The sequence below is a fragment of the Peptoniphilaceae bacterium AMB_02 genome, from assembly GCA_036321625.1.
GTDB classification, from domain to species: domain Bacteria; phylum Bacillota; class Clostridia; order Tissierellales; family Peptoniphilaceae; genus Microaceticoccus; species Microaceticoccus formicicus.
The window spans coordinates 907,371-926,544 of the sequence record CP143259.1; the positions used below are offsets into that span (position 1 = coordinate 907,371).

Here is a 19,174-nt window from a genome sequence, read left to right on the forward strand (position 1 = left end):
AAATGAAATGTCCATATTGCAATAATCCGGACACTAAAGTAGTAGATTCAAGACCTACAGACGACAATGTTTCAATTAGAAGAAGAAGATCTTGTTTAAAATGCAATAAGAGGTTTACAACCTATGAAAGGTATGAAGAAGTACCTCTTATTGTAATAAAGAAAGATGATACGAGAGAGCCGTTTGATAGGAATAAGATTTTCAATGGAATGTTAAGGTCTTGTGAAAAAAGGCCGGTCAGTGTAGACAGTATTGATACTGCTACAGATGAAATAGAGAGAGATTTAAATAATTTAAATCAGAGAGAAGTAAGTTCTACTGTTATTGGCGAGATGGTAATGGATAAGTTAAAAGAGCTGGACAAGGTAGCTTATGTAAGATTTGCTTCTGTTTATAGAGAGTTTCAAGATGTAAGCGGTTTTTACGATGAATTAGAAAACTTGAAAGAATGACGGATAAATGCTATGCTAAAGATATTTGGCATAGCTTGTTTTGGTGGTGATTTAATGGATCTATTCAGTTTGAATAAAGAAAAAAATTTAAATAAACGTGCCCCTCTAGCTGATAGAATGAGACCGACCGGAATTGAAGATTACTTCGGTCAATCACATATAATTGGGAGAGGAAAACATCTTACCAGATTATTGGAGATAGGAAATATAAACTCTATGATATTTTATGGACCTCCGGGTACTGGGAAAACAACCCTAGCAAATATTATTGCCAATACCATCAATGCAGAGTTTGAAAAACTGTCGGCTGTAACTTCAGGAATAAAAGAAATAAGAGAAGTGGTTAAAAGAGCTGAAGACAATCTTGGGATATACAATAAGAGTACTATACTTTTTATTGATGAAATTCATAGATTTAACAAAACCCAGCAAGATGCTCTTCTGCCTCATGTTGAAAAAGGACTTCTGACTCTAATAGGTGCAACCACTGAAAATCCGTTTTTCAGTGTAAACAAAGCACTTCTTTCAAGATGCCAAGTAATTGAACTAAAACCACTCTCAACACAGAATATAGAGTCGATTATAAAAAAAGCCATAGCAGAAGACGAAATACTCAGTAAATTAAGCATAGAACTTGAAAGCGATGCACTTGAGTATCTGAAGATAATAGCAAACGGGGATGCAAGAGTTGCTCTAAATGGACTTGAAATTGCAGCGCTGACCTCTAAAATCGAAGACGGCACTAGTAGAATTACAGGAGAAGATATTAGAGAATCCGTTCAAGTTAAAGCTGCCATATATGACCATGATGGAGACGATCATTATAATACCGTATCCGCATTTATTAAAAGCATAAGGGGAAGCGATGTCGATGCAAGTATCTATTACTTGGCTCGTATGATTGCAGGTGGAGAGGATCCGAGGTTTATAGCAAGGAGGCTTATTATATCGGCAGCAGAGGATATCGGACTTGCAGATCCAAATGCACTCAATATTGCAGTGTCTACATTTAATGCTGTAGAAAAAATAGGTATGCCTGAAGGCAGGATACCGCTTGCGGAAGCGACGATTTATTTAGCATTGGCACCTAAATCAAACTCAGCCTATCTGGCTATTGATGAAGCACTCGAGTTTTTAAATCAGGATGAATATCAGCCAATACCACTTCATCTAAGAGATGCCCATTATACCGGAGCAAAAGATTTAGGTCATGGAATAGAGTACAAATATCCACATGATTATTCTAAGGGATATGTAAATCAGGTTTATCTTCCTGAAAAAATTAAAGACATAAAGTTTTATAAGCAGAATTATAATGGAATTGAAAAGGATTTGATAAATTATGATAAAGATAAAAAAGAATTATAAATTCGTAGGTGATCTTGAATGAACAGTCCTATAAAAACATTTAAAGAGGTCGCAGGTTCGGTCATACCAATAATGCTTATAGTATACTTAATCAATATATTTTTTGCACGAATAGGTATGCCAATGCTGATTAGATTTACGCTTGGATCAGCTTTAATTATAATTGGTTTGGGCATATTTCTTTGGGGTGCTGAACTCGCAATAACGGAAATCGGAACCTTGATGGGGAATTTGGTTGCCCATCAAAAACCTGTGGGAGTATTTCTTATGGGTTTCTTCTTAGGGTTTATCATAACAGTTGCAGAGCCGGATTTAATGATACTAGCCAATCAAGTTTCCGGTGTTCTTGGAGGAGCAATTGGGAGTCTTACCATAGTATTAGTGGTTTCGCTTGGAGTTGGACTAATGGTTGGACTTGGTTTTTTAAGAATTCTTTACGACAAACCTATACACTTATTTTTTGCATTTTTTTATATTATACTATTTGCGTCCTTTGCATTTGTACCTGAAGCATATCAAGCTATAGCATTTGATTCATCAGGAGCAACTACAGGTGCTATGACAACTCCTTTTTTATTGGCACTTGGACTTGGTGTATCTAAACTCAAAGGTTCGGTTGAAGGAGAAAAGGATAGTTTTGGCCTTGTCGGTATAGTATCGGTTGGACCGGTGCTGGCTATAGTATTGATGTCCTTTTTTGTAAAACTTAATTTTAATGCCGCTGAAGCTGCAAAGCATACTTCACAATCAGGTATCATTAAACCTTTTATTGTAAATTTTCTGCCCACATTAAAAGATGCTTTAATTGCTTTAGTACCTTTGCTGTTAATGTTTATTGTAACTAATAAAATAAAATTCAAATTAGACAAAAGGGCTCTGAGAAAGATTATTTTCGGATTGATATATACATTAATAGGACTTGTAATTTTTCTGCTCGGAGTTAGTTCCGGGTTTATGGATGTTGCATCTATCATAGGTCAGCAGCTTGCTTCACATCAAAATAGACTACTGCTTCCAAGTGTAGGTTTTTTAGTTGGACTTGTAGTCGTAATGGCCGAGCCGGCTGTATATGTACTATCCAATCAGGTGGAAGAAGTAACTGCAGGATCGATCAAAAGAAAAGTAATAATGGTAGCTCTATGTATAGGGGTTGCAAGTGCAGTTGCACTTTCAATGCTGAGGATTATGGTTCCGGCGTTAAGACTTTGGATGATTATAATTCCGGGTTTCTTAGTCGCAATAATGCTCAGCTTTAAAGTAAAGCCCTTATTTGTAGGTATTGCATACGACTCAGGAGGAGTTGCATCAGGTCCAATGACTGCAACTTTCATACTTGCCATGGCTCAAGGAGCTGCAAGTGTAATACCGACTGCAGATGTCATGATGGATGGCTTTGGTGTAATATCTGCTGTTGCTATGACACCTGTACTGTCCATAATGATACTTGGTATGTTATATGAATTAAAAACACGTGGAGGTATAAAAAAATGATAATAAAGTATAAGGCTGGAGATTATATTGCCCTTTTTGTTATAGTCGATAGACATAAAGCCTCAGGTGTTTTAGAGTTTATGAAGAAATTGGGAGTAACAGGGGGCACTATACTACAAGGATATGGTACTGTTAAATCAGGTCTTCTCAGTTTCTTAGAACTGAATGAGGATAAAAAAGAAATCCTTATGATGATAGTTAATAAAAAACTTGAAGACATGCTTATTGATAAACTTCTTGAAAAGTACAAACTGCACAAGAAGAACCATGGTATAGCATTTAGTATCGATGTTTACAGAATGCTTGGAAGTCATATAGAAAGAGTGAGTGGCGATATGGATAATACAAATAGAGAAATAAAATATGAAGCGGTTTTTGTAATAGTTGAAAATGGTAAGGGCGACTTTGTCGTAGAAGCTGCCCAAAAAGCAGGAGCAAAAGGTGCGACCATAGTTCATGGAAGGGGTTCTGGTATCCACGAAACGGACAATATCTTTGGACTGGTCATCGAACCAGAAAAAGAGATTGTTATAATGCTTATTAAAAGAGAAGATGTGGACAGAGTAACTAAATCTGTAAGAGAAGCCATTGATATTGAAAAACCGGGACAGGGTATAATGTTTATAATAGATGTAAATAGAACGGCAGGTATTTTGGATTAATAATGTTTCTTACAATAAATTGACATGTTATTGAAGCTGTAATATAATCTCAAGTAAGTATAAATTAGCTGGGATTGAGAGAGTAGTGATTGTGAGATTGTCACAGAGAGCCGGGATGCTGAAAGCCGGTACATATCCATTCATGAAGAACACTCAGGAGCTTTCATATCGAATATTAGTAGATATGGACGGTCAGTGCGTTATAACTGATATAATAAGGTGGCATCACGAACGCGCTTTCGTCCTTTGGACGAAAGCTTTTTTTATTTATTTTGGAGGTATAGATGATAACTGTAAGAGAACTATTTGAGAAGAAAACTGAATTTTATGACAAGGAGATTAGAGTCAGCGGCTGGATAAAGAATATAAGAGATACAAAAAAACTTATCTTTATCGAATTAAATGATGGTACCAACTTTAAACCTGTTCAGGTCGTTGCTACAGATGAGTTGGAAAACTTCCAAGAAGTAGCTAAATATCACCTAAGTACGGCAATTACAGTGACAGGTACTTTTATTGAAACTCCGGGAGCCAAACAATCCTTCGAGATTCAAGCTAAAACCATAGAACTTGAAGGAGAGTCAAGCACTGACTATCCACTTCAAAAGAAAAGACATACTTTTGAATATCTAAGAACAATTGCTCATTTAAGACCAAGAGCCAATACTTATAATGCCGTTTTTAGAGTAAGATCGGTACTGGCTTATGCCATCCATAAGTTTTTCAATGAAAGAGGATTTGTATATGTACATGCACCTATCATAACTTCCAGCGATGCGGAAGGTGCAGGTGAAATGTTTAGAGTAAGTACTATAAATCCTGAAAATCCACCAATTGGTGAAGATGGAAAAGTAGATTACACGGAAGACTTCTTTGGAAAACTTGCTCATTTGACAGTAAGTGGGCAGCTCGAAGGCGAAGCTTATGCTCTAGCTTTTAGAAACATATATACTTTTGGACCGACTTTTAGAGCTGAAAACTCAAATACACCTAGACATGCTGCTGAGTTTTGGATGATAGAACCCGAAATAGCATTTGCTGACATAAATGACAATATGAAGTTAGCAGAAGATATGACCAAGTTCATCATCGAATATGTGCTTAAAAATGCTCCTGAAGAGATGGAGTTCTTTGATAGCTTTATACAAAAAGGCTTAATAGATAGGCTTCAAAAAATTGTAGACTCTGAATTTGCGATTCTTACTTATACTGAAGCAATAGAACTGCTTGAAAAGTCAGGTAAAGAGTTCCAATATCCCGTTAAATGGGGCATAGACTTGCAAACTGAGCATGAGAGATATATTTCAGAAGAAATAGTTAAAGGACCTGTATTTATCAAAGACTATCCAAAAGAAATAAAGGCATTTTACATGCGTGAAAATGAAGATAAAAAAACCGTGGCTGCTATGGATTTATTAGTGCCGGGTGTCGGAGAGATAATAGGAGGCAGTCAGAGGGAAGAAAGATACGATATACTAAAACAAAAAATAATTGACAATGGTATGAACCCTGAAGACTACTGGTGGTATTTAGAGCTTAGGAAGTTCGGTGGAGCGAAACACTCGGGATATGGATTAGGATTTGAAAGAATATTGATGTATATAACAGGAATGACCAATATCAGAGATGTAATTCCATTCCCTAGAACTGTAAATTCCTGTGAATTCTAAAATATGAGAATCGGAGAACTTGCTGCACTGGGGGCTGCATTATGCTGGACTATTAATGGGATGTTTCTTGAGTCTGCCGGCAGAAGAATGGGACTGGGACCTGTAAACTTTATAAGACTGATATTCGGAATAATTTTTCTGTCTATTTACATGTATATTAGTAGAGGAAGATTATTACCAACAGATGCCAATATGAATGCCTGGCTCTATCTTTCAATATCCGGGATTATAGGCTTTTTTATAGGTGACTATTTCCTGATTAAATCAATGCTTACAATCGGACCGAGGATGTCAATGCTAATGATGTCCCTCAGTCCGCCTATGGCTGCGTTAATAGATTTTATAATATTTAGAACTGTACTGACCGGTATTCAAATAATAGGTATGATTATCACCTTATTAGGAGTCAGTATCGTAGTAATGGGAAGGAAGAAACCTGAAGATAAAGCTCTTGAAGTAGATATTAAGAGTGGAGTTATATATGGAGCACTGGGTGCGCTCGGTCAAGCAGGTGGGCTGATTTTCAGTAAATTGGGTATGGGAACATACAATCCATTTGCTGCAACACAAATTAGAATAATAGCAGCAATCGTAGTCTTTCTAGTAATTATGGTTGCGACTAATGATTATACTAAGATAACTGAAGGAATAAGACATGCTAGAGAACTTTGGAAAGTGGTTATGGCGGGACTGACAGGACCTTTTGTGGGAGTAGGATTATCGCTATTAGCTTTACAATATACCGAAGCCGGAGTCGCATCTACATTATCATCGGTGATGCCTGTTACAATCTTGCCGTTTTCGGTTATAATATACAAAGAGAAGATTGGGCTTATTGAAATTTTGGGTACAATACTCTCGGTAGTAGGTATAGCAATATTATTCATATTGTAAAATAAGGAGGAAATAATGCAAAAATACAACCCGAATGCCATCGAAAAAAAGTGGCAAAATTTTTGGGATCAAGATAGTACTTTTAAAACTGAAGTTGATAGTAGTAAAGAAAAATTTTATGCACTGGTAGAGTTTCCATATCCATCCGGAGAAGGATTACATGTAGGGCATCCAAGACCATATACCGCTCTTGATGTGGTATCTAGGAAAAGAAGGATGCAAAACTACAATGTACTATATCCAATGGGATGGGATGCGTTTGGACTTCCAACTGAAAACTATGCCATAAAGCATAAGATTCATCCTGCAATAGTAACCAAAAACAATATCAGCCGCTTTAAAGCTCAATTGAAATCCATCGGATTTTCATTTGATTGGGACAGAGAAGTAAATACTACTGATCCTGAATATTATAAATGGACACAGTGGATATTTTTAAAACTGTTTGAAAATGGACTGGCATATAAAAAAGAAATGCCGATTAACTGGTGTACCTCCTGTAAAGTAGGACTTGCGAATGAAGAGGTAGTCGGTGGAGTTTGTGAAAGATGCGGTTCCGAAGTAATTCATAAAGTTAAGAATCAATGGATGTTGAAAATAACCGAATACGCTGACAGATTAATAGACGATTTGGAAGGAGTTAATTTTCCGGATAGAGTTAAAGCACAACAGATTAACTGGATTGGAAGATCCTATGGAATGGACATAGACTTCAAAGTCGCAGGAACTGATGAAAATCTTAGAGTATTCACTACCAGACCGGATACCATCTATGGTTCTACATATATGGTAATAGCTGTAGAACATCCAATAATAGATAAATATGTGGCGAAAATAGAAAATATAGATGAAGTAAAAGCATATAGAGAAGAAACGCTTAAAAAATCTGATTTTGAAAGAGCAGAACTCGTAACGGATAAAACCGGTGTAGAAATTAAAGGCTTAAGGGCAATAAATCCTGCTACCGGAGAGGAAATACCTATCTGGGTTTCGGATTATGTACTGATGAGTTACGGAACCGGTGCCATAATGGCAGTTCCGGGACATGATACCAGAGATTATGAGTTTGCTAAAACATTTAACCAACCGATTATTGAAGTAGTCTCCGGAGGAAATATTGAAGAAGAAGCCTATACAGATTGTAATCATGGTACAATGGTCAACTCTGGAATTCTGGACGGTTTAGATGTAAAAGCTGCACAAGAAAAAATTGCAGAATACCTTGAGTCCAAAGGACTGGGCGAGAAAAAAGTCAACTACAAGCTTAGAGACTGGGTATTTTCTAGACAAAGATATTGGGGAGAGCCAATTCCAATAGTACATTGTGAGGACTGTGGATTTGTAGCTGTACCTTACGAAGAATTACCTGTTTTACTACCTGAAATTGAAAATTATGAGCCTTCTGATACAGGAGAATCACCACTTTCAACTATAAGTGAATTTGTAAATACAACTTGTCCTAAATGCGGAAAACACGCTCATAGAGAAACGGACACCATGCCTCAGTGGGCAGGGTCATCTTGGTACTTCCTAAGATACACAGATCCGAAAAATGATGAGGAATTTGCATCAGCTGAATCGCTTAAATACTATACACCTGTTGACTGGTACAATGGCGGTATGGAACATACTACACTACATCTATTGTATTCCAGATTTTGGCATAAATTCCTATATGATTTAGGACTTGTTCCGACAAGTGAACCATATATGAAGCGTACATCTCATGGAATGATACTGGGCGACAATAATGAAAAGATGTCCAAATCAAGAGGAAATGTAATTAATCCTGACGATATAGTTGAAGAGTACGGTGCCGACACATTCAGAACATATGAAATGTTTATTGGAGACTTTGAAAAGTCTGTACCTTGGTCAGAAAATGGAGTAAAAGGCTGTAGAAAATTCTTGGACAGAGTATGGAATCTACAGGAAATCCTTACTGATTCCGATGAATACACAGCTGAGCTTGAGACCATAATAAATCAAACCATAAAAAAAGTCAGTGAAGATTATGAAACTCTGAAATACAATACCGCAATCGCTCAACTTATGACCCTTTTAAATGAGTATAGAGCATTTGGGGAAATATCAAAAGCGGATTATTCAGTACTTTTACTACTTCTTTATCCGGTAGCACCACATATAACAGAAGAATTATGGGAGATAATCGGTAGAGAAGGTTATATCCATGAAGCAGCTTGGCCGGTTTATGACGAAGACAAACTTCAAGACGATATGATAGAGCTGCCGGTCCAAATCATGGGCAAGATGAGGGGAACCATAATGATACCTGCAGAAGCAGACCAGGACATGATTTTGGAGATATTAAAGTCATCAGATATATATGCAAAACATGTCGAAGGAAAAAATATAGTAAAAGTTATATTCGTTCCCGGCAGAATCTTTAATTTAATAGTTAAATAGAAAAAGTCTCGAAGCATCTAGCTTCGAGATTTTTTATAAACTACGCTAAAATCCAAAAACATATTTAATAAGTCATCGTGTTTCCGGAGTTGTCAATGTAATGAGATAATACATTTGTGACACAATAAAAGAAAATAAGGAAGCCTTATGATAAAATAGTTTGCGACAAAACAAAATTATTTAATCAAGAAAGGACTTCCTTATGAAACTAATCATGTTTGAATTTTAAAATGATTTTATTGATAAGGCATGTAAGAAATGATATAGTGAATAAATAGCTAATTGAACTATTAGCAATAATCAGTAAAAATACCGAATTTTTATGATTTTCAAAATATGAAATGGAATTTAGATATTTTATGTAAGAATTGTCAAAAATCGTCAATAACAACGCATACGCCATTCGATTTTACGGAAAAAACTGATCCACCTCAAAGAGGGGAAAATGGCTACCGCTACTTTATGGTAGAAGACATAGTCAAACTTCAAAGATTATATTCTACAGAAAAATGGGCTTTACAATAGAATCCATTAATTTCTGAAAAAATTAATATCTTGTTACAAGAGATTAATTAAGCAAATAGATGACAAGAGAATAAAAAAATTATAGGATAATGCGACTACTTATTTGACAAACACCGCTAAGAAGAAATAATATTGATATTTAAATGCACAATAATATCAAGCACCAATTATAATACTAAGAAAGCTAGGGAGGTAGTTTATGAAGCTATTCAATACGTTAAGTCGATCTATTGAAGATTTTGAACCTTATACACCTAAAGAAGTTACCATGTATACATGTGGTCCTACAGTGTATAATTATGCTCATATTGGAAATTTAAGAACCTATATACATGAAGACATACTTGAAAAGACTTTGATGGTTCTTGGTTATGATGTTCGAAGGGTCATGAACATTACAGATGTTGGCCATTTAGAGTCTGACGCAGATGATGGCGAAGATAAAATGTTAATGGGGGCATTGAGAGAAAAGAAAACGGTGTGGGAAGTGGCGGCTTACTATACGGATGCGTTTTTCATGGATTGTGAAAAGTTAAATATTAAAAAGCCAAATGTCATCGCAAAAGCCACTGATTATATTGACGATTATATTGTTTTTATTAAAGGGCTTGAAGAAAAAGGGTATGCTTATTTAGCTAATGGCAATGTTTACTTTGATATATCAAAATTTAAAGACTATACCAAATTGTCAAAATTAGATCTTGAAACTTTAAAAATTGCACATCGTGATGATGTGGAAGAAGATGCTCACAAAAAAAATCCTCATGACTTTGTACTCTGGTTTACAAAGTCTAAATTTGAAAATCAAGCAATGAAGTGGGCATCGCCATGGGGAGTTGGTTACCCAGGCTGGCATATAGAATGTTCAGTTATCGCACTGAAAAACTTAGGAGAACAACTGGATATCCATTGTGGTGGTGTAGATCATATACCCGTTCACCACACCAACGAAATTGCACAAACAGAAAGTTTCACAGGAAAACCATGGACCAAATATTGGTGGCATGCAGAATTCTTAATTGATGAGAGTGGTAAAATGAGTAAATCATCAGGTGAATTTTTGACGGTCTCACTTCTTGAATCGAAGGGGTTTGATCCCTTAAGTTATCGTTATTATGTATTGAATTCGCATTATCGAAAACAATTGGCTTTTGATTTTGAAAAGTTAGAAATGGCACAAACAGCCTATAAAAAACTGAAGAGAAAAACCGAAGCTTTGATGCCGTATTTTAACAAAGAGACAAATTTATCTGAGGAAGGCCATCTCCTATCAGATGCATTTAAAATGCAATTAGCCGATGACCTGAATACTGCAAACGCAATAACCGTGCTATACGATGTGATAAAGTCAAATATTTCCAATGCGGAAAAAGCCTTTTTAATTCATCAAATGGATTTCGTCCTTTCACTCAACTTGTTAAGCAATGGAGATAGCAGCGAAGTGACTTCTAATCCTGAAGATGCCGTTTATGTAGAAGAGATGTTAGCAAAGAGAAAAGAAGCGAAAAAAGAAAAGAACTGGGCACTTGCAGACGCCATAAGGGACGAGTTAAAAGAAAAAGGATTTGAAATCAAAGACACACCCGAGGGAACGACATGGGAAAAATGCTAATATGTGAAGTTTATAATGTATTAGTTGTTTGGCACTTTAGACATCCAAAGCATCATACAGTTGCTTTGGATGTCTACAATTGTCACATCTCCCTTTGGAATTAGCATTCTATTAAAAATTAATATTCGATTTCTAAAATGTTCGTATGATCTGTAACCAAAAGCTATCCTTTTTAAGTGTTTAATAAAATTGTTAATACCTTTTAAGTACCCATTATTAATATTCGTTTATTAGCAGTTTAGTCAAGTCCAAATTAGTGTGTAAATTGTTTTATCTTACCTTTTGATTAGCAGTTTCTTTTTTTGATTTGTTGTAGATTTGGAGCCTGAGGTATTACATCAGCCACCCGAAGGGCTTGGCCTTGTGGCAAGTACTTAAAAAATGGTACACTAAAAAAACGAAGGATAATTACACCATTTTGTTGTGAGTTTATCGCCTTCGGTGGTTAACACTTACCGTTTTTTAAGTTCTTGGTGCAAGGCTGGCGGTGCATTAGCTTAAACTCAGACTTATGCAACTACCTTTGTAGGTTCAACTTGTTGAAGCTCGGCTTGATCTTGCTTGGATTCATGGTATTCATGCATATCCAACCATATTCTCCCGCTACTCCATTTCTCATCTAAATCAATTAATATTGCCCCAATTAAACGGTTCATGGATTCATCGTTTGGGAATATTCGTATTACTCGTTCTCTACGACGAATCTCTTGATTTAGACGTTCAATGATATTTGATGTCCTTAATCTTTTTCGATACTTTATTGGAATATTTAATACTTGGGTTATGTCGTCAAAACCAGCATCTAGTAATTCCATAGCCTTTGGTGCAGTATTTGAGTATTCATCAAGGATATCATTTAATACTGTTCTGGCAACTTCTGTAGTTGGCGCATCATAAAGCTCTCTTAATCGATTTTTTATCTCAGGCTGTAGTCTAGTAGGACATACATCAAGTATGTTTCTACTAAAATGTGTTTGACACCTCTGCCATGAGCTGCCTTGAAACTCTTTAAGGATTGCAGATTTTAAGCCTTTATGTGAATCACTAACAACTATATCAACATTTGATAATCCTCTATCCTTTAATGATGAAAAGAAGTTTCTCCATCCTAGTTCAGTCTCACTATCACCACACATAAAACCAAGAATTTCACGGATACCGTCAGAGCGAACTCTACTCAATCATTAGAGCTTTGCTTCTAACTTTTCCTGCATCTCTTGATTTTAAATACATAGCATCAACTACGATAAAAGGATATTGTGACTCTAATGGTCTGTTTCGAAACTCATCAACTAAAGGATCCAAGTTTGAATAGAGGTTTGATATTGTTGATTTTGAAAATGATGTTCCACATAATTCTTCGGTGATTTTTGTTACTTTTCTTGTGGAGACACCCTGGATTACCATCTCCATCATAGCCAGTACAAAAGCTTGTTCATTTCGTTGATATCGATTGAATAAATCAGGAGAAAACTCACCACCCCTAACTCTTGGTACTAGCAATTCTAACGTTCCTACACGAGTTTTAATTTGTCTAACTCTAGAACCGTTCCTGTAACATGTACGTTCTTCAGTGCGTTCATAAGGCTCAGCTCCTATTGCCTCAGTAACTTGAGCCTCTAAAACTTGGTTTAAAATTGATTCTAAGAGTTTTGCAATAGCATTTTCTTTAGCTGAAGCTGAAAATAAACCTTTAATTATTTCTGAATCTAGTGTAAAATTTAATTGAGCCATCTCTTTTACCTCCTGGTTAGTTTTGTGGTGAAACTATTATACCAAAAGGTTGGGGATGGTTCATATTTTTTTGTAAAACTAATTTACACCATTATATAGACTTTATCTAGAAGGAGGGTTATTATGAGATTTAGACGAATAGATACGGATTCATTGAAGTCGTTTTCCTATTATATAAGTGATGACGGCGTTGCCATAGTAATTGACCCGAGGACGGATGTAGAGATTTATCTTGAACTTGCAGCAATCGATAATGCGGAGATTAAATATGTATTTGAAACACATAGACATGAGGATATGATTTCGGGTGCCAAATTACTTGGTGAACTTACTGGAGCAAAGGTCAACATATCAAGCTATGAAGACTTGGGGCACGACTATGGAACCGGTATAAGCGAGGAGGATATCTTTGAGATCAGCGATAGACTGGTACTGTTTCCAATACATACTCCTGGACACACTCTTGGACATTTATCTTATTTATTAAAATACGATGATGAGCCATATATGGTATTTACAGGAGACTCTTTATTTTATGGAGGAGTGGGAAGAACTGATTTTTACGGGAAAGATAAACTTGAGTATATGACAGGCTTACAGTACGATAGCATAATAGGAAAACTAGGAGAGCTAGGAGATGATGTAATCGTATTACCCGGTCATGGAGCCGGTTCTGCCTGTGGTAATGATTTAGACGGTATCCCTTATTCTACTATCGGGTTTGAAATGAAACACAATAAGGCCTTATTTAAACAAAAATCGGAATTTATTGAAAACAATGGATTCGAACATTATAAAAATCCGGCATTTACTTTTATGGAAAAAGAGAATATTGCTGGAAGTGGCGTGTATAGAGTTCAGCTTCCTCCTATAATTTCAGAGATTCCTAAAGATGCACTTGTACTGGATATTAGATCTAAGCAATGTTCTAAAACAAGCATACCTGGAGCTCTCATCATGCCTTCTGATTCTATACCGAGCTACCTGGGGTATTTAGTTGATTCAGATCAAAAACTCGTTCTACTAAATGACGATAATGAAGACGGGTTAAAGGAGGCGGTAAACAATCTTTTTAGAACTGCTAAACTTGGAACGAGTATCAGTTCACGAATATTTGGAAAAGTGTGAGGAGCATGAAATATACACACTTGATGTCAGAAAAGAAGAAGAGTATTTAGAATCTGATAAATTAAAAGGAAGAATTAATATACCATTACAGGAGTTAAAGAATCGTATCAAGGAGCTGGACGGTATAGGTACTGTGTATGTGGTTTGCAGGTCGTCATTAAGAGCAAGTATTGCTGCATCTTATATTGAAGCGAATACTGACACTGTACCCATTGTAGTGCTAGGAGGAATGTTGGCTCTTGATTCTGTCAGGTAAATGCATAAATATAAATACGGTGTTATATTGATTCTGTCAGAAGTAAAATTATAATTAAAGTACTTTTCAAAACTGTAAATCAATGATAAAATGACTATACAACCTAAAGGTTAGGACAAATTTACTAGGAGGCAGAAATGACTAAAAGAAAGATTCTTATGACCGGGGCATTAGGACAAATAGGAACAGAACTTGCTCTATATTTCAAAGATATATATGGAGCCAGCAACATAATTGCTACAGATATAAGTGATAAAAACGTAGATATACTTGGTGATATTAAATATGAACCACTTGATGTTACTGACGGAAAAAGATTGCATGAACTTGTTACAAGTTACAAAGTAGATACAATCGTAAACTTAGCTGCTATATTATCAGCTACTGGAGAGAAAATTCCTCAAAAAACATGGGAAGTAAACATGGGTGGTCTTGTAAATGTACTTGATGTTGCTCTTCAAGAAAATTGTTCAGTATTTACACCTAGCTCAATAGCAGCATTTGGTGAAAGTACACCTAAAGACAACACACCTCAAGTAACTATCCAAAGACCTAATACAATGTACGGTGTTACAAAGGTAGCAGGAGAAAACCTATGCGACTATTACCATCACAGATTCGGTCTTGATACAAGAGGAGTAAGATATCCCGGTATAATTTCTTATAAGACATTACCTGGAGGCGGAACAACTGATTACGCTGTTCATATTTACTTTGAAGCTCTTAGAAACAAAAAGTATACTTCATTTATAGCTGAAGGAACCAAGATGGATATGATGTATATGCCGGATGCATTAAAAGCTGTTGTGGATTTAATGGAAGCAGATCCTGCTAAATTAATAAACAGAAATGCATTTAACATAACTGCAATGAGTTTTGCACCTGAAGATTTAGAGGTAGCAATTAAAAAACTTATGCCTGAATTCGTTCTTGAATATGATGTAGACCCAGTAAGACAAGCTATAGCTGATTCTTGGCCAAATTCACTTGATGATAGTGCTGCAAGAGAAGAATGGGGTTGGAGTCCTGAATTCGACATCGACTCAATGACTGCAGATATGCTAAAGAACATCAAACTATAAAACTGAATAAGTCATAATAAAAACGCTGATTTCATTAGAAATCAGCGTTTTTTTAATCTTGACAACTTTGGTAGGATATAATATAATTGTCTAGAAATCGGAGGTGGATCGTGAGATTATCAACTAGAGGAAGATATGGATTAAGGGTAATGCACTATCTTGCTAAACAACAAAACGACAAGCCCATAGCTCTATCTAAAATCTCAACGGATTTAGATTTACCGCTAAATTATTTAGAACAATTGGTGAGAAAGCTTAGGGAATCCGATTTGGTAATAAGCATTAGAGGTGCACAAGGCGGATATAAGCTTACAAGAAATCCTGAAGATATTAGCGTTGGAGAAATTCTAAGGGTTTTAGAACAATATATGTCCACTACGGAATGTGCTGAAGGTGATAATGTTTGTGAAAGCGAAAATCACTGTGTGGCCAGGATAGTATGGAAGAAGATACAGAATAGCATCAATCTCGCTGTAGACAACTATACTCTTCGAGACATGCTGGAAGATGAAGATAATATTGAAAATACGGGGGACTGTTAATGAATAGATCAATTTATATGGACAATGCTGCTACAACCAGAATTTCAGACGAAGTTCTAGAAGCTATTATGCCATATTTAAAAGAAAACTATGGAAATCCATCAAGTATTTATTCTCTTGGTGGAAAATCAAAAGTGGCAATTGAAGACGCAAGAGAGACAGTAGCTAATTGTCTGGGTGCTAGTAAGAAGGAAATATTCTTTACATCCGGAGCGTCTGAGTCAGACAACTGGGCAATCAAAGGAATAGCTGAGGCGTTTGAATCGAAGGGAAACCATATAATCACTTCTAAAATTGAACACCATGCAGTTCTTCATACTTGTGAGTATCTTGAAAAGAAAGGCTTTGAAGTTACTTATCTGGATGTAGATGAAAATGGTGTCATAGATCTTGAACAATTAAGACAGAGTATAAATGACAGGACGATACTCATAACAATAATGTTTGCGAATAATGAAGTTGGTACTATACAGCCAATAAAAGAAATCGGTGAAATTGCAAAAGAAAATGGAATTATCTTCCATACAGATGCCGTACAAGCAATAGGAAATGTAAAGATAGATGTCAATGAATACAATATCGATATGCTATCCTTAACCGGTCACAAGATACATGCACCTAAAGGTGTTGGAGCTCTGTATGTTAGATCGGGTATTAGGATACCAAACCTACTCCATGGAGGTGCTCAAGAAAGAAGAAAAAGAGCGGGTACTGAGAACGTGGCTTCAATAGTAGGATTGGCTAAGGCGATGGAAATCTGTTCTTCAAACTTTGAAGAGCGAACAAAAAGAATTGCAAGCTTAAGAGACAGGTTAATAGAAGGTATAAGTACCAATATTGAAGAAGTCAGGTTAAATGGTCATCCTGTAGATAGACTATGTAATAATGTGAATATGTGCTTTAAATATATTGAAGGTGAGTCGCTACTGTTAATGCTGGATATGGAAGGTATACAAGGCTCGAGCGGATCGGCTTGTACTTCAGGTTCACTTGACCCTTCACATGTACTTTTGGCATTGGGATTACCTCATGAGATAGCTCATGGATCATTAAGATTATCTCTATCTGAATATAATACTGAAGAAGAAGTAGATTATGTCATAGAAAAATTGCAAGGAATAGTGCAAAGACTTAGAGATATGTCTCCACTATACCAAAGAGCTTAAGGAGAGAGTTATGTATTCTGAAAAAGTAATGGAACATTTTAGAAATCCAAGAAATGTTGGAGAAATTGAAAATCCAAGTGGTGTAGGCGAAGTTGGAAATGCAAAATGTGGAGATATAATGAAAATGTATCTCAAAATAAACGAAGACGATATAATTGAAGATGTAAAGTTTAAAACTTTCGGTTGTGGTTCAGCAATAGCATCTTCAAGTATGGCTACTGAGTTAATTAAAGGTAAATCAGTAAGTGAGGCGATGCAGTTAACAAATAAAGCCGTAGCTTCAGCACTTGACGGACTTCCACCTGTTAAAATGCACTGTTCTGTATTGGCTGAACAAGCCATAAAGGCTGCCTTATGGGATTATTCTAATAAGACAGGTAAGCATATAGAAGGCTTAGAAGATTTTGATCCGGATGATGATGGACATGATCATATGGAGGAAGAAGATTAGAGTTCCGATTTTTAGGGAATAATTTGAATTTAAGGTAGATAGATTCGAATGAATTTATCTACCTTTTTAGATTTTTAACAGTGTATTTACAGAAGGGCTCTAATTAGTGAGAATATCACAGAAGGTATCCGTTTCTAATATTTTTTATAATCCATATATTAATTTAGATAGTTCTACTTAATAAGCTCAAATAAAAATTCAATGAGTTAGAAAATATTATTGATGCTACATAGCCGGTTTGATTATAGCTTTTTGTTTTTTGAAATCCGGATTATATTTACCATATTAATATTTAGTTAAATATCAACTGAGAATTGGAATAATCTTAAACAAGTGGTATAATTACAATGATGGTTATCTTTATTATCAGGATACAAATTGAGTTTATTTTTGATTAGAATAATCAGAGTTTTTTGATAAATCAAATTATTAATTTGGCAGAAGGAGGCGAAGATGGGACAACTTTCAATAAATAATGTAATATCGATTTTGGTAGTAGTCTTACTACTTACTATAATATATTATTTGATAAATATAGGAAATAAATATGTAAAACCTAGCAATATGATTGTTTTAACAAGAGTTAATGTCATGAGAACCGTTTTGGCATTGGCATCGATTATTATAATTTTTATTGTATTTAGAAATTATCCAATAATTCCTACCACACTGGTTACAATAATTCTTGCGATTACAGTGGCGTATATAATTAATCCATTGGTAGTTTATTTTGAGAAAAAGGGATTTAAGAGAATAGTTTCACTGATTATAGTATATGTGCTTATAATTGGACTATTCGCAATCTTGCTTGGCATCGTAATTCCAAAGACTGTTAATGAGTTAAAAAATCTTATACAGGCACTTCCTAATATAGTGGATCAAACTCAAGAACAAATCCTAAAGTTTACAGATAGTCTTTTTAAAGACAATGCAATTCTTAAGGATAATAAACTTTTGGATGATATTGGTGAGAATTTTGACAAGAATTTTAAAGAGTTTATTTCAAAGATACAAACTTCTTTCTTTGCATGGTTATCAAATTTAGCTGATAGGGCACCAAATTATTTTTCATCAATGTTAAGAATTATCTTGGTTCCTGTGGTGAGTTTTTATATTTTACTTGATAAGGAAAAACTGATTGGAAAGACTAAAGATGCTATACCACAAAAATACAAAAAAGAAACTCTTTCACTTTTTAGAGATATCGATGATACTTTAACAGAGTTTGTAAGAGGAAGATTGTTGATGGCAGTTTTTGTCGGTATCTTGACCGGGGTTGTACTTTTAATACTCAAGGTCGATTTTGCGATCGTAGTCGGAATAGTAACTGCTGTGGCTGATATTGTTCCATATATAGGTCCTTTTATAGGATTCTTACCGGCAGTAATACTGGCCTCGATACAAAGTCCTATGAAGGGTGTATGGGTTGCGATTATCTTTGTTTTGATACAATGGGCTGAAAACAATATAATAGGTCCTAAGATACTGGGAGAATCGGTAGGACTTCATCCTTTGGTGATTTTGCTATCATTAATAATAGGTGGTGGAGTAGCAGGTGTACCGGGAATGATTTTTTCAGTACCGATACTGGCCACTCTAAAGGTGGTATTTAAACATATCGGTCCAATTATAAAAGAAAATATTTTAAAATTAATACGAGATTGACACTGTATTATTATATTCATATAATCTATCTATAATAACATTGGGGGTA

15 protein-coding genes, 2 pseudogenes and 1 other annotated feature are annotated in these 19,174 nt (G+C 35.4%); of the genes and pseudogenes, 15 read left to right on the forward strand and 2 right to left on the reverse strand.

The annotated features are described in order from the left end of the window. The first annotated feature begins 2 nt into the window (after positions 1 to 2). The 8 genes from nrdR (at position 3) to cysS (ending at position 11,101) form a co-directional block, all read left to right on the forward strand. Positions 3 to 452, forward strand: a complete 450-nt coding sequence (gene nrdR, locus VZL98_04360; protein ID WVH64180.1) for a transcriptional regulator NrdR — start codon at positions 3 to 5, stop codon at positions 450 to 452. Between the two features lie 54 nt (positions 453 to 506). Beyond that, the gene (locus VZL98_04365) at positions 507 to 1,820 is read left to right on the forward strand and encodes a replication-associated recombination protein A (protein WVH64537.1); all 1,314 of its coding nucleotides are present in this window, start codon (positions 507 to 509) and stop codon (positions 1,818 to 1,820) included. Positions 1,821 to 1,838: 18 nt separating this feature from the next. Beyond that, positions 1,839 to 3,311 (forward strand): DUF1538 domain-containing protein, encoded by a 1,473-nt coding sequence (locus VZL98_04370; GenBank protein ID WVH64181.1) that lies wholly within the window; start codon positions 1,839 to 1,841, stop codon positions 3,309 to 3,311. Beyond that, positions 3,308 to 3,973, forward strand: coding sequence for a P-II family nitrogen regulator (locus tag VZL98_04375; protein ID WVH64182.1), 666 nt, complete (start codon positions 3,308 to 3,310; stop codon positions 3,971 to 3,973). The genes VZL98_04370 and VZL98_04375 overlap by 4 nt, the downstream gene beginning before the upstream one ends. A gap of 61 nt (positions 3,974 to 4,034) precedes the next feature. After that, positions 4,035 to 4,223 (forward strand) — a binding site (T-box leader). A 34-nt stretch (positions 4,224 to 4,257) separates the two neighbouring features. Next, positions 4,258 to 5,643 carry an asparagine--tRNA ligase gene (asnS, locus tag VZL98_04380; protein WVH64183.1) on the forward strand — a complete coding sequence of 462 codons (1,386 nt, stop codon included), beginning with the start codon at positions 4,258 to 4,260 and terminating at the stop codon, positions 5,641 to 5,643. Positions 5,644 to 5,646: 3 nt separating this feature from the next. Next, positions 5,647 to 6,537, forward strand: a complete 891-nt coding sequence (locus VZL98_04385) for a DMT family transporter (protein WVH64184.1) — start codon at positions 5,647 to 5,649, stop codon at positions 6,535 to 6,537. A gap of 15 nt (positions 6,538 to 6,552) precedes the next feature. Further along, positions 6,553 to 8,964, forward strand: coding sequence for a leucine--tRNA ligase (leuS, locus tag VZL98_04390; GenBank protein ID WVH64185.1), 2,412 nt, complete (start codon positions 6,553 to 6,555; stop codon positions 8,962 to 8,964). Between the two features lie 724 nt (positions 8,965 to 9,688). Then, entirely contained in the window at positions 9,689 to 11,101 is a 1,413-nt protein-coding gene (gene cysS, locus VZL98_04395; GenBank protein ID WVH64186.1) for a cysteine--tRNA ligase, read from the forward strand. A gap of 116 nt (positions 11,102 to 11,217) precedes the next feature. Here cysS and VZL98_04400 read toward each other — a convergent pair. Next, a pseudogene (locus VZL98_04400) lies at positions 11,218 to 11,319 on the reverse strand (transposase). A 291-nt stretch (positions 11,320 to 11,610) separates the two neighbouring features. Next, positions 11,611 to 12,835 (reverse strand): annotated as a pseudogene (locus VZL98_04405) (IS256 family transposase). 123 nt (positions 12,836 to 12,958) lie between these two features. Here VZL98_04405 and VZL98_04410 point away from each other — a divergent pair. The 7 genes from VZL98_04410 (at position 12,959) to VZL98_04440 (ending at position 19,125) form a co-directional block, all read left to right on the forward strand. Beyond that, positions 12,959 to 13,963, forward strand: a complete 1,005-nt coding sequence (locus VZL98_04410) for an MBL fold metallo-hydrolase (GenBank protein WVH64187.1) — start codon at positions 12,959 to 12,961, stop codon at positions 13,961 to 13,963. Continuing rightward, complete coding sequence (locus VZL98_04415) at positions 13,950 to 14,219, forward strand: rhodanese-like domain-containing protein (GenBank protein WVH64188.1); 270 nt, start codon at positions 13,950 to 13,952, stop codon at positions 14,217 to 14,219. The genes VZL98_04410 and VZL98_04415 overlap by 14 nt, the downstream gene beginning before the upstream one ends. Positions 14,220 to 14,356: 137 nt before the next feature. Then, positions 14,357 to 15,301, forward strand: coding sequence for an L-threonine 3-dehydrogenase (locus tag VZL98_04420; protein ID WVH64189.1), 945 nt, complete (start codon positions 14,357 to 14,359; stop codon positions 15,299 to 15,301). 110 nt (positions 15,302 to 15,411) lie between these two features. Beyond that, complete coding sequence (locus VZL98_04425) at positions 15,412 to 15,843, forward strand: Rrf2 family transcriptional regulator (protein ID WVH64190.1); 432 nt, start codon at positions 15,412 to 15,414, stop codon at positions 15,841 to 15,843. Further along, complete coding sequence (gene nifS, locus VZL98_04430) at positions 15,843 to 17,009, forward strand: cysteine desulfurase NifS (GenBank protein ID WVH64191.1); 1,167 nt, start codon at positions 15,843 to 15,845, stop codon at positions 17,007 to 17,009. Before VZL98_04425 ends, nifS begins: the two co-directional genes overlap by 1 nt. 10 nt (positions 17,010 to 17,019) lie before the next feature. Then, positions 17,020 to 17,460 (forward strand): Fe-S cluster assembly scaffold protein NifU, encoded by a 441-nt coding sequence (gene nifU, locus VZL98_04435; GenBank protein ID WVH64192.1) that lies wholly within the window; start codon positions 17,020 to 17,022, stop codon positions 17,458 to 17,460. 453 nt (positions 17,461 to 17,913) lie between these two features. Then, the gene (locus tag VZL98_04440) at positions 17,914 to 19,125 is read left to right on the forward strand and encodes an AI-2E family transporter (GenBank protein WVH64193.1); all 1,212 of its coding nucleotides are present in this window, start codon (positions 17,914 to 17,916) and stop codon (positions 19,123 to 19,125) included. The last annotated feature ends 49 nt before the right edge of the window (positions 19,126 to 19,174 follow it).

Coding starts and splice junctions, on each gene's coding strand:
- VZL98_04440 (WVH64193.1), top strand. CDS start 17,914: ATGGGACAACTTTCAATAAATAATGTAATATCGATTTTGGTAGTAGTC.
- nifU (WVH64192.1), top strand. CDS start 17,020: ATGTATTCTGAAAAAGTAATGGAACATTTTAGAAATCCAAGAAATGTT.
- VZL98_04375 (WVH64182.1), top strand. CDS start 3,308: ATGATAATAAAGTATAAGGCTGGAGATTATATTGCCCTTTTTGTTATA.
- leuS (WVH64185.1), top strand. CDS start 6,553: ATGCAAAAATACAACCCGAATGCCATCGAAAAAAAGTGGCAAAATTTT.
- VZL98_04385 (WVH64184.1), top strand. CDS start 5,647: ATGAGAATCGGAGAACTTGCTGCACTGGGGGCTGCATTATGCTGGACT.
- VZL98_04420 (WVH64189.1), top strand. CDS start 14,357: ATGACTAAAAGAAAGATTCTTATGACCGGGGCATTAGGACAAATAGGA.
- VZL98_04410 (WVH64187.1), top strand. CDS start 12,959: ATGAGATTTAGACGAATAGATACGGATTCATTGAAGTCGTTTTCCTAT.
- nifS (WVH64191.1), top strand. CDS start 15,843: ATGAATAGATCAATTTATATGGACAATGCTGCTACAACCAGAATTTCA.
- cysS (WVH64186.1), top strand. CDS start 9,689: ATGAAGCTATTCAATACGTTAAGTCGATCTATTGAAGATTTTGAACCT.
- nrdR (WVH64180.1), top strand. CDS start 3: ATGAAATGTCCATATTGCAATAATCCGGACACTAAAGTAGTAGATTCA.
- VZL98_04365 (WVH64537.1), top strand. CDS start 507: ATGGATCTATTCAGTTTGAATAAAGAAAAAAATTTAAATAAACGTGCC.
- asnS (WVH64183.1), top strand. CDS start 4,258: ATGATAACTGTAAGAGAACTATTTGAGAAGAAAACTGAATTTTATGAC.
- VZL98_04370 (WVH64181.1), top strand. CDS start 1,839: ATGAACAGTCCTATAAAAACATTTAAAGAGGTCGCAGGTTCGGTCATA.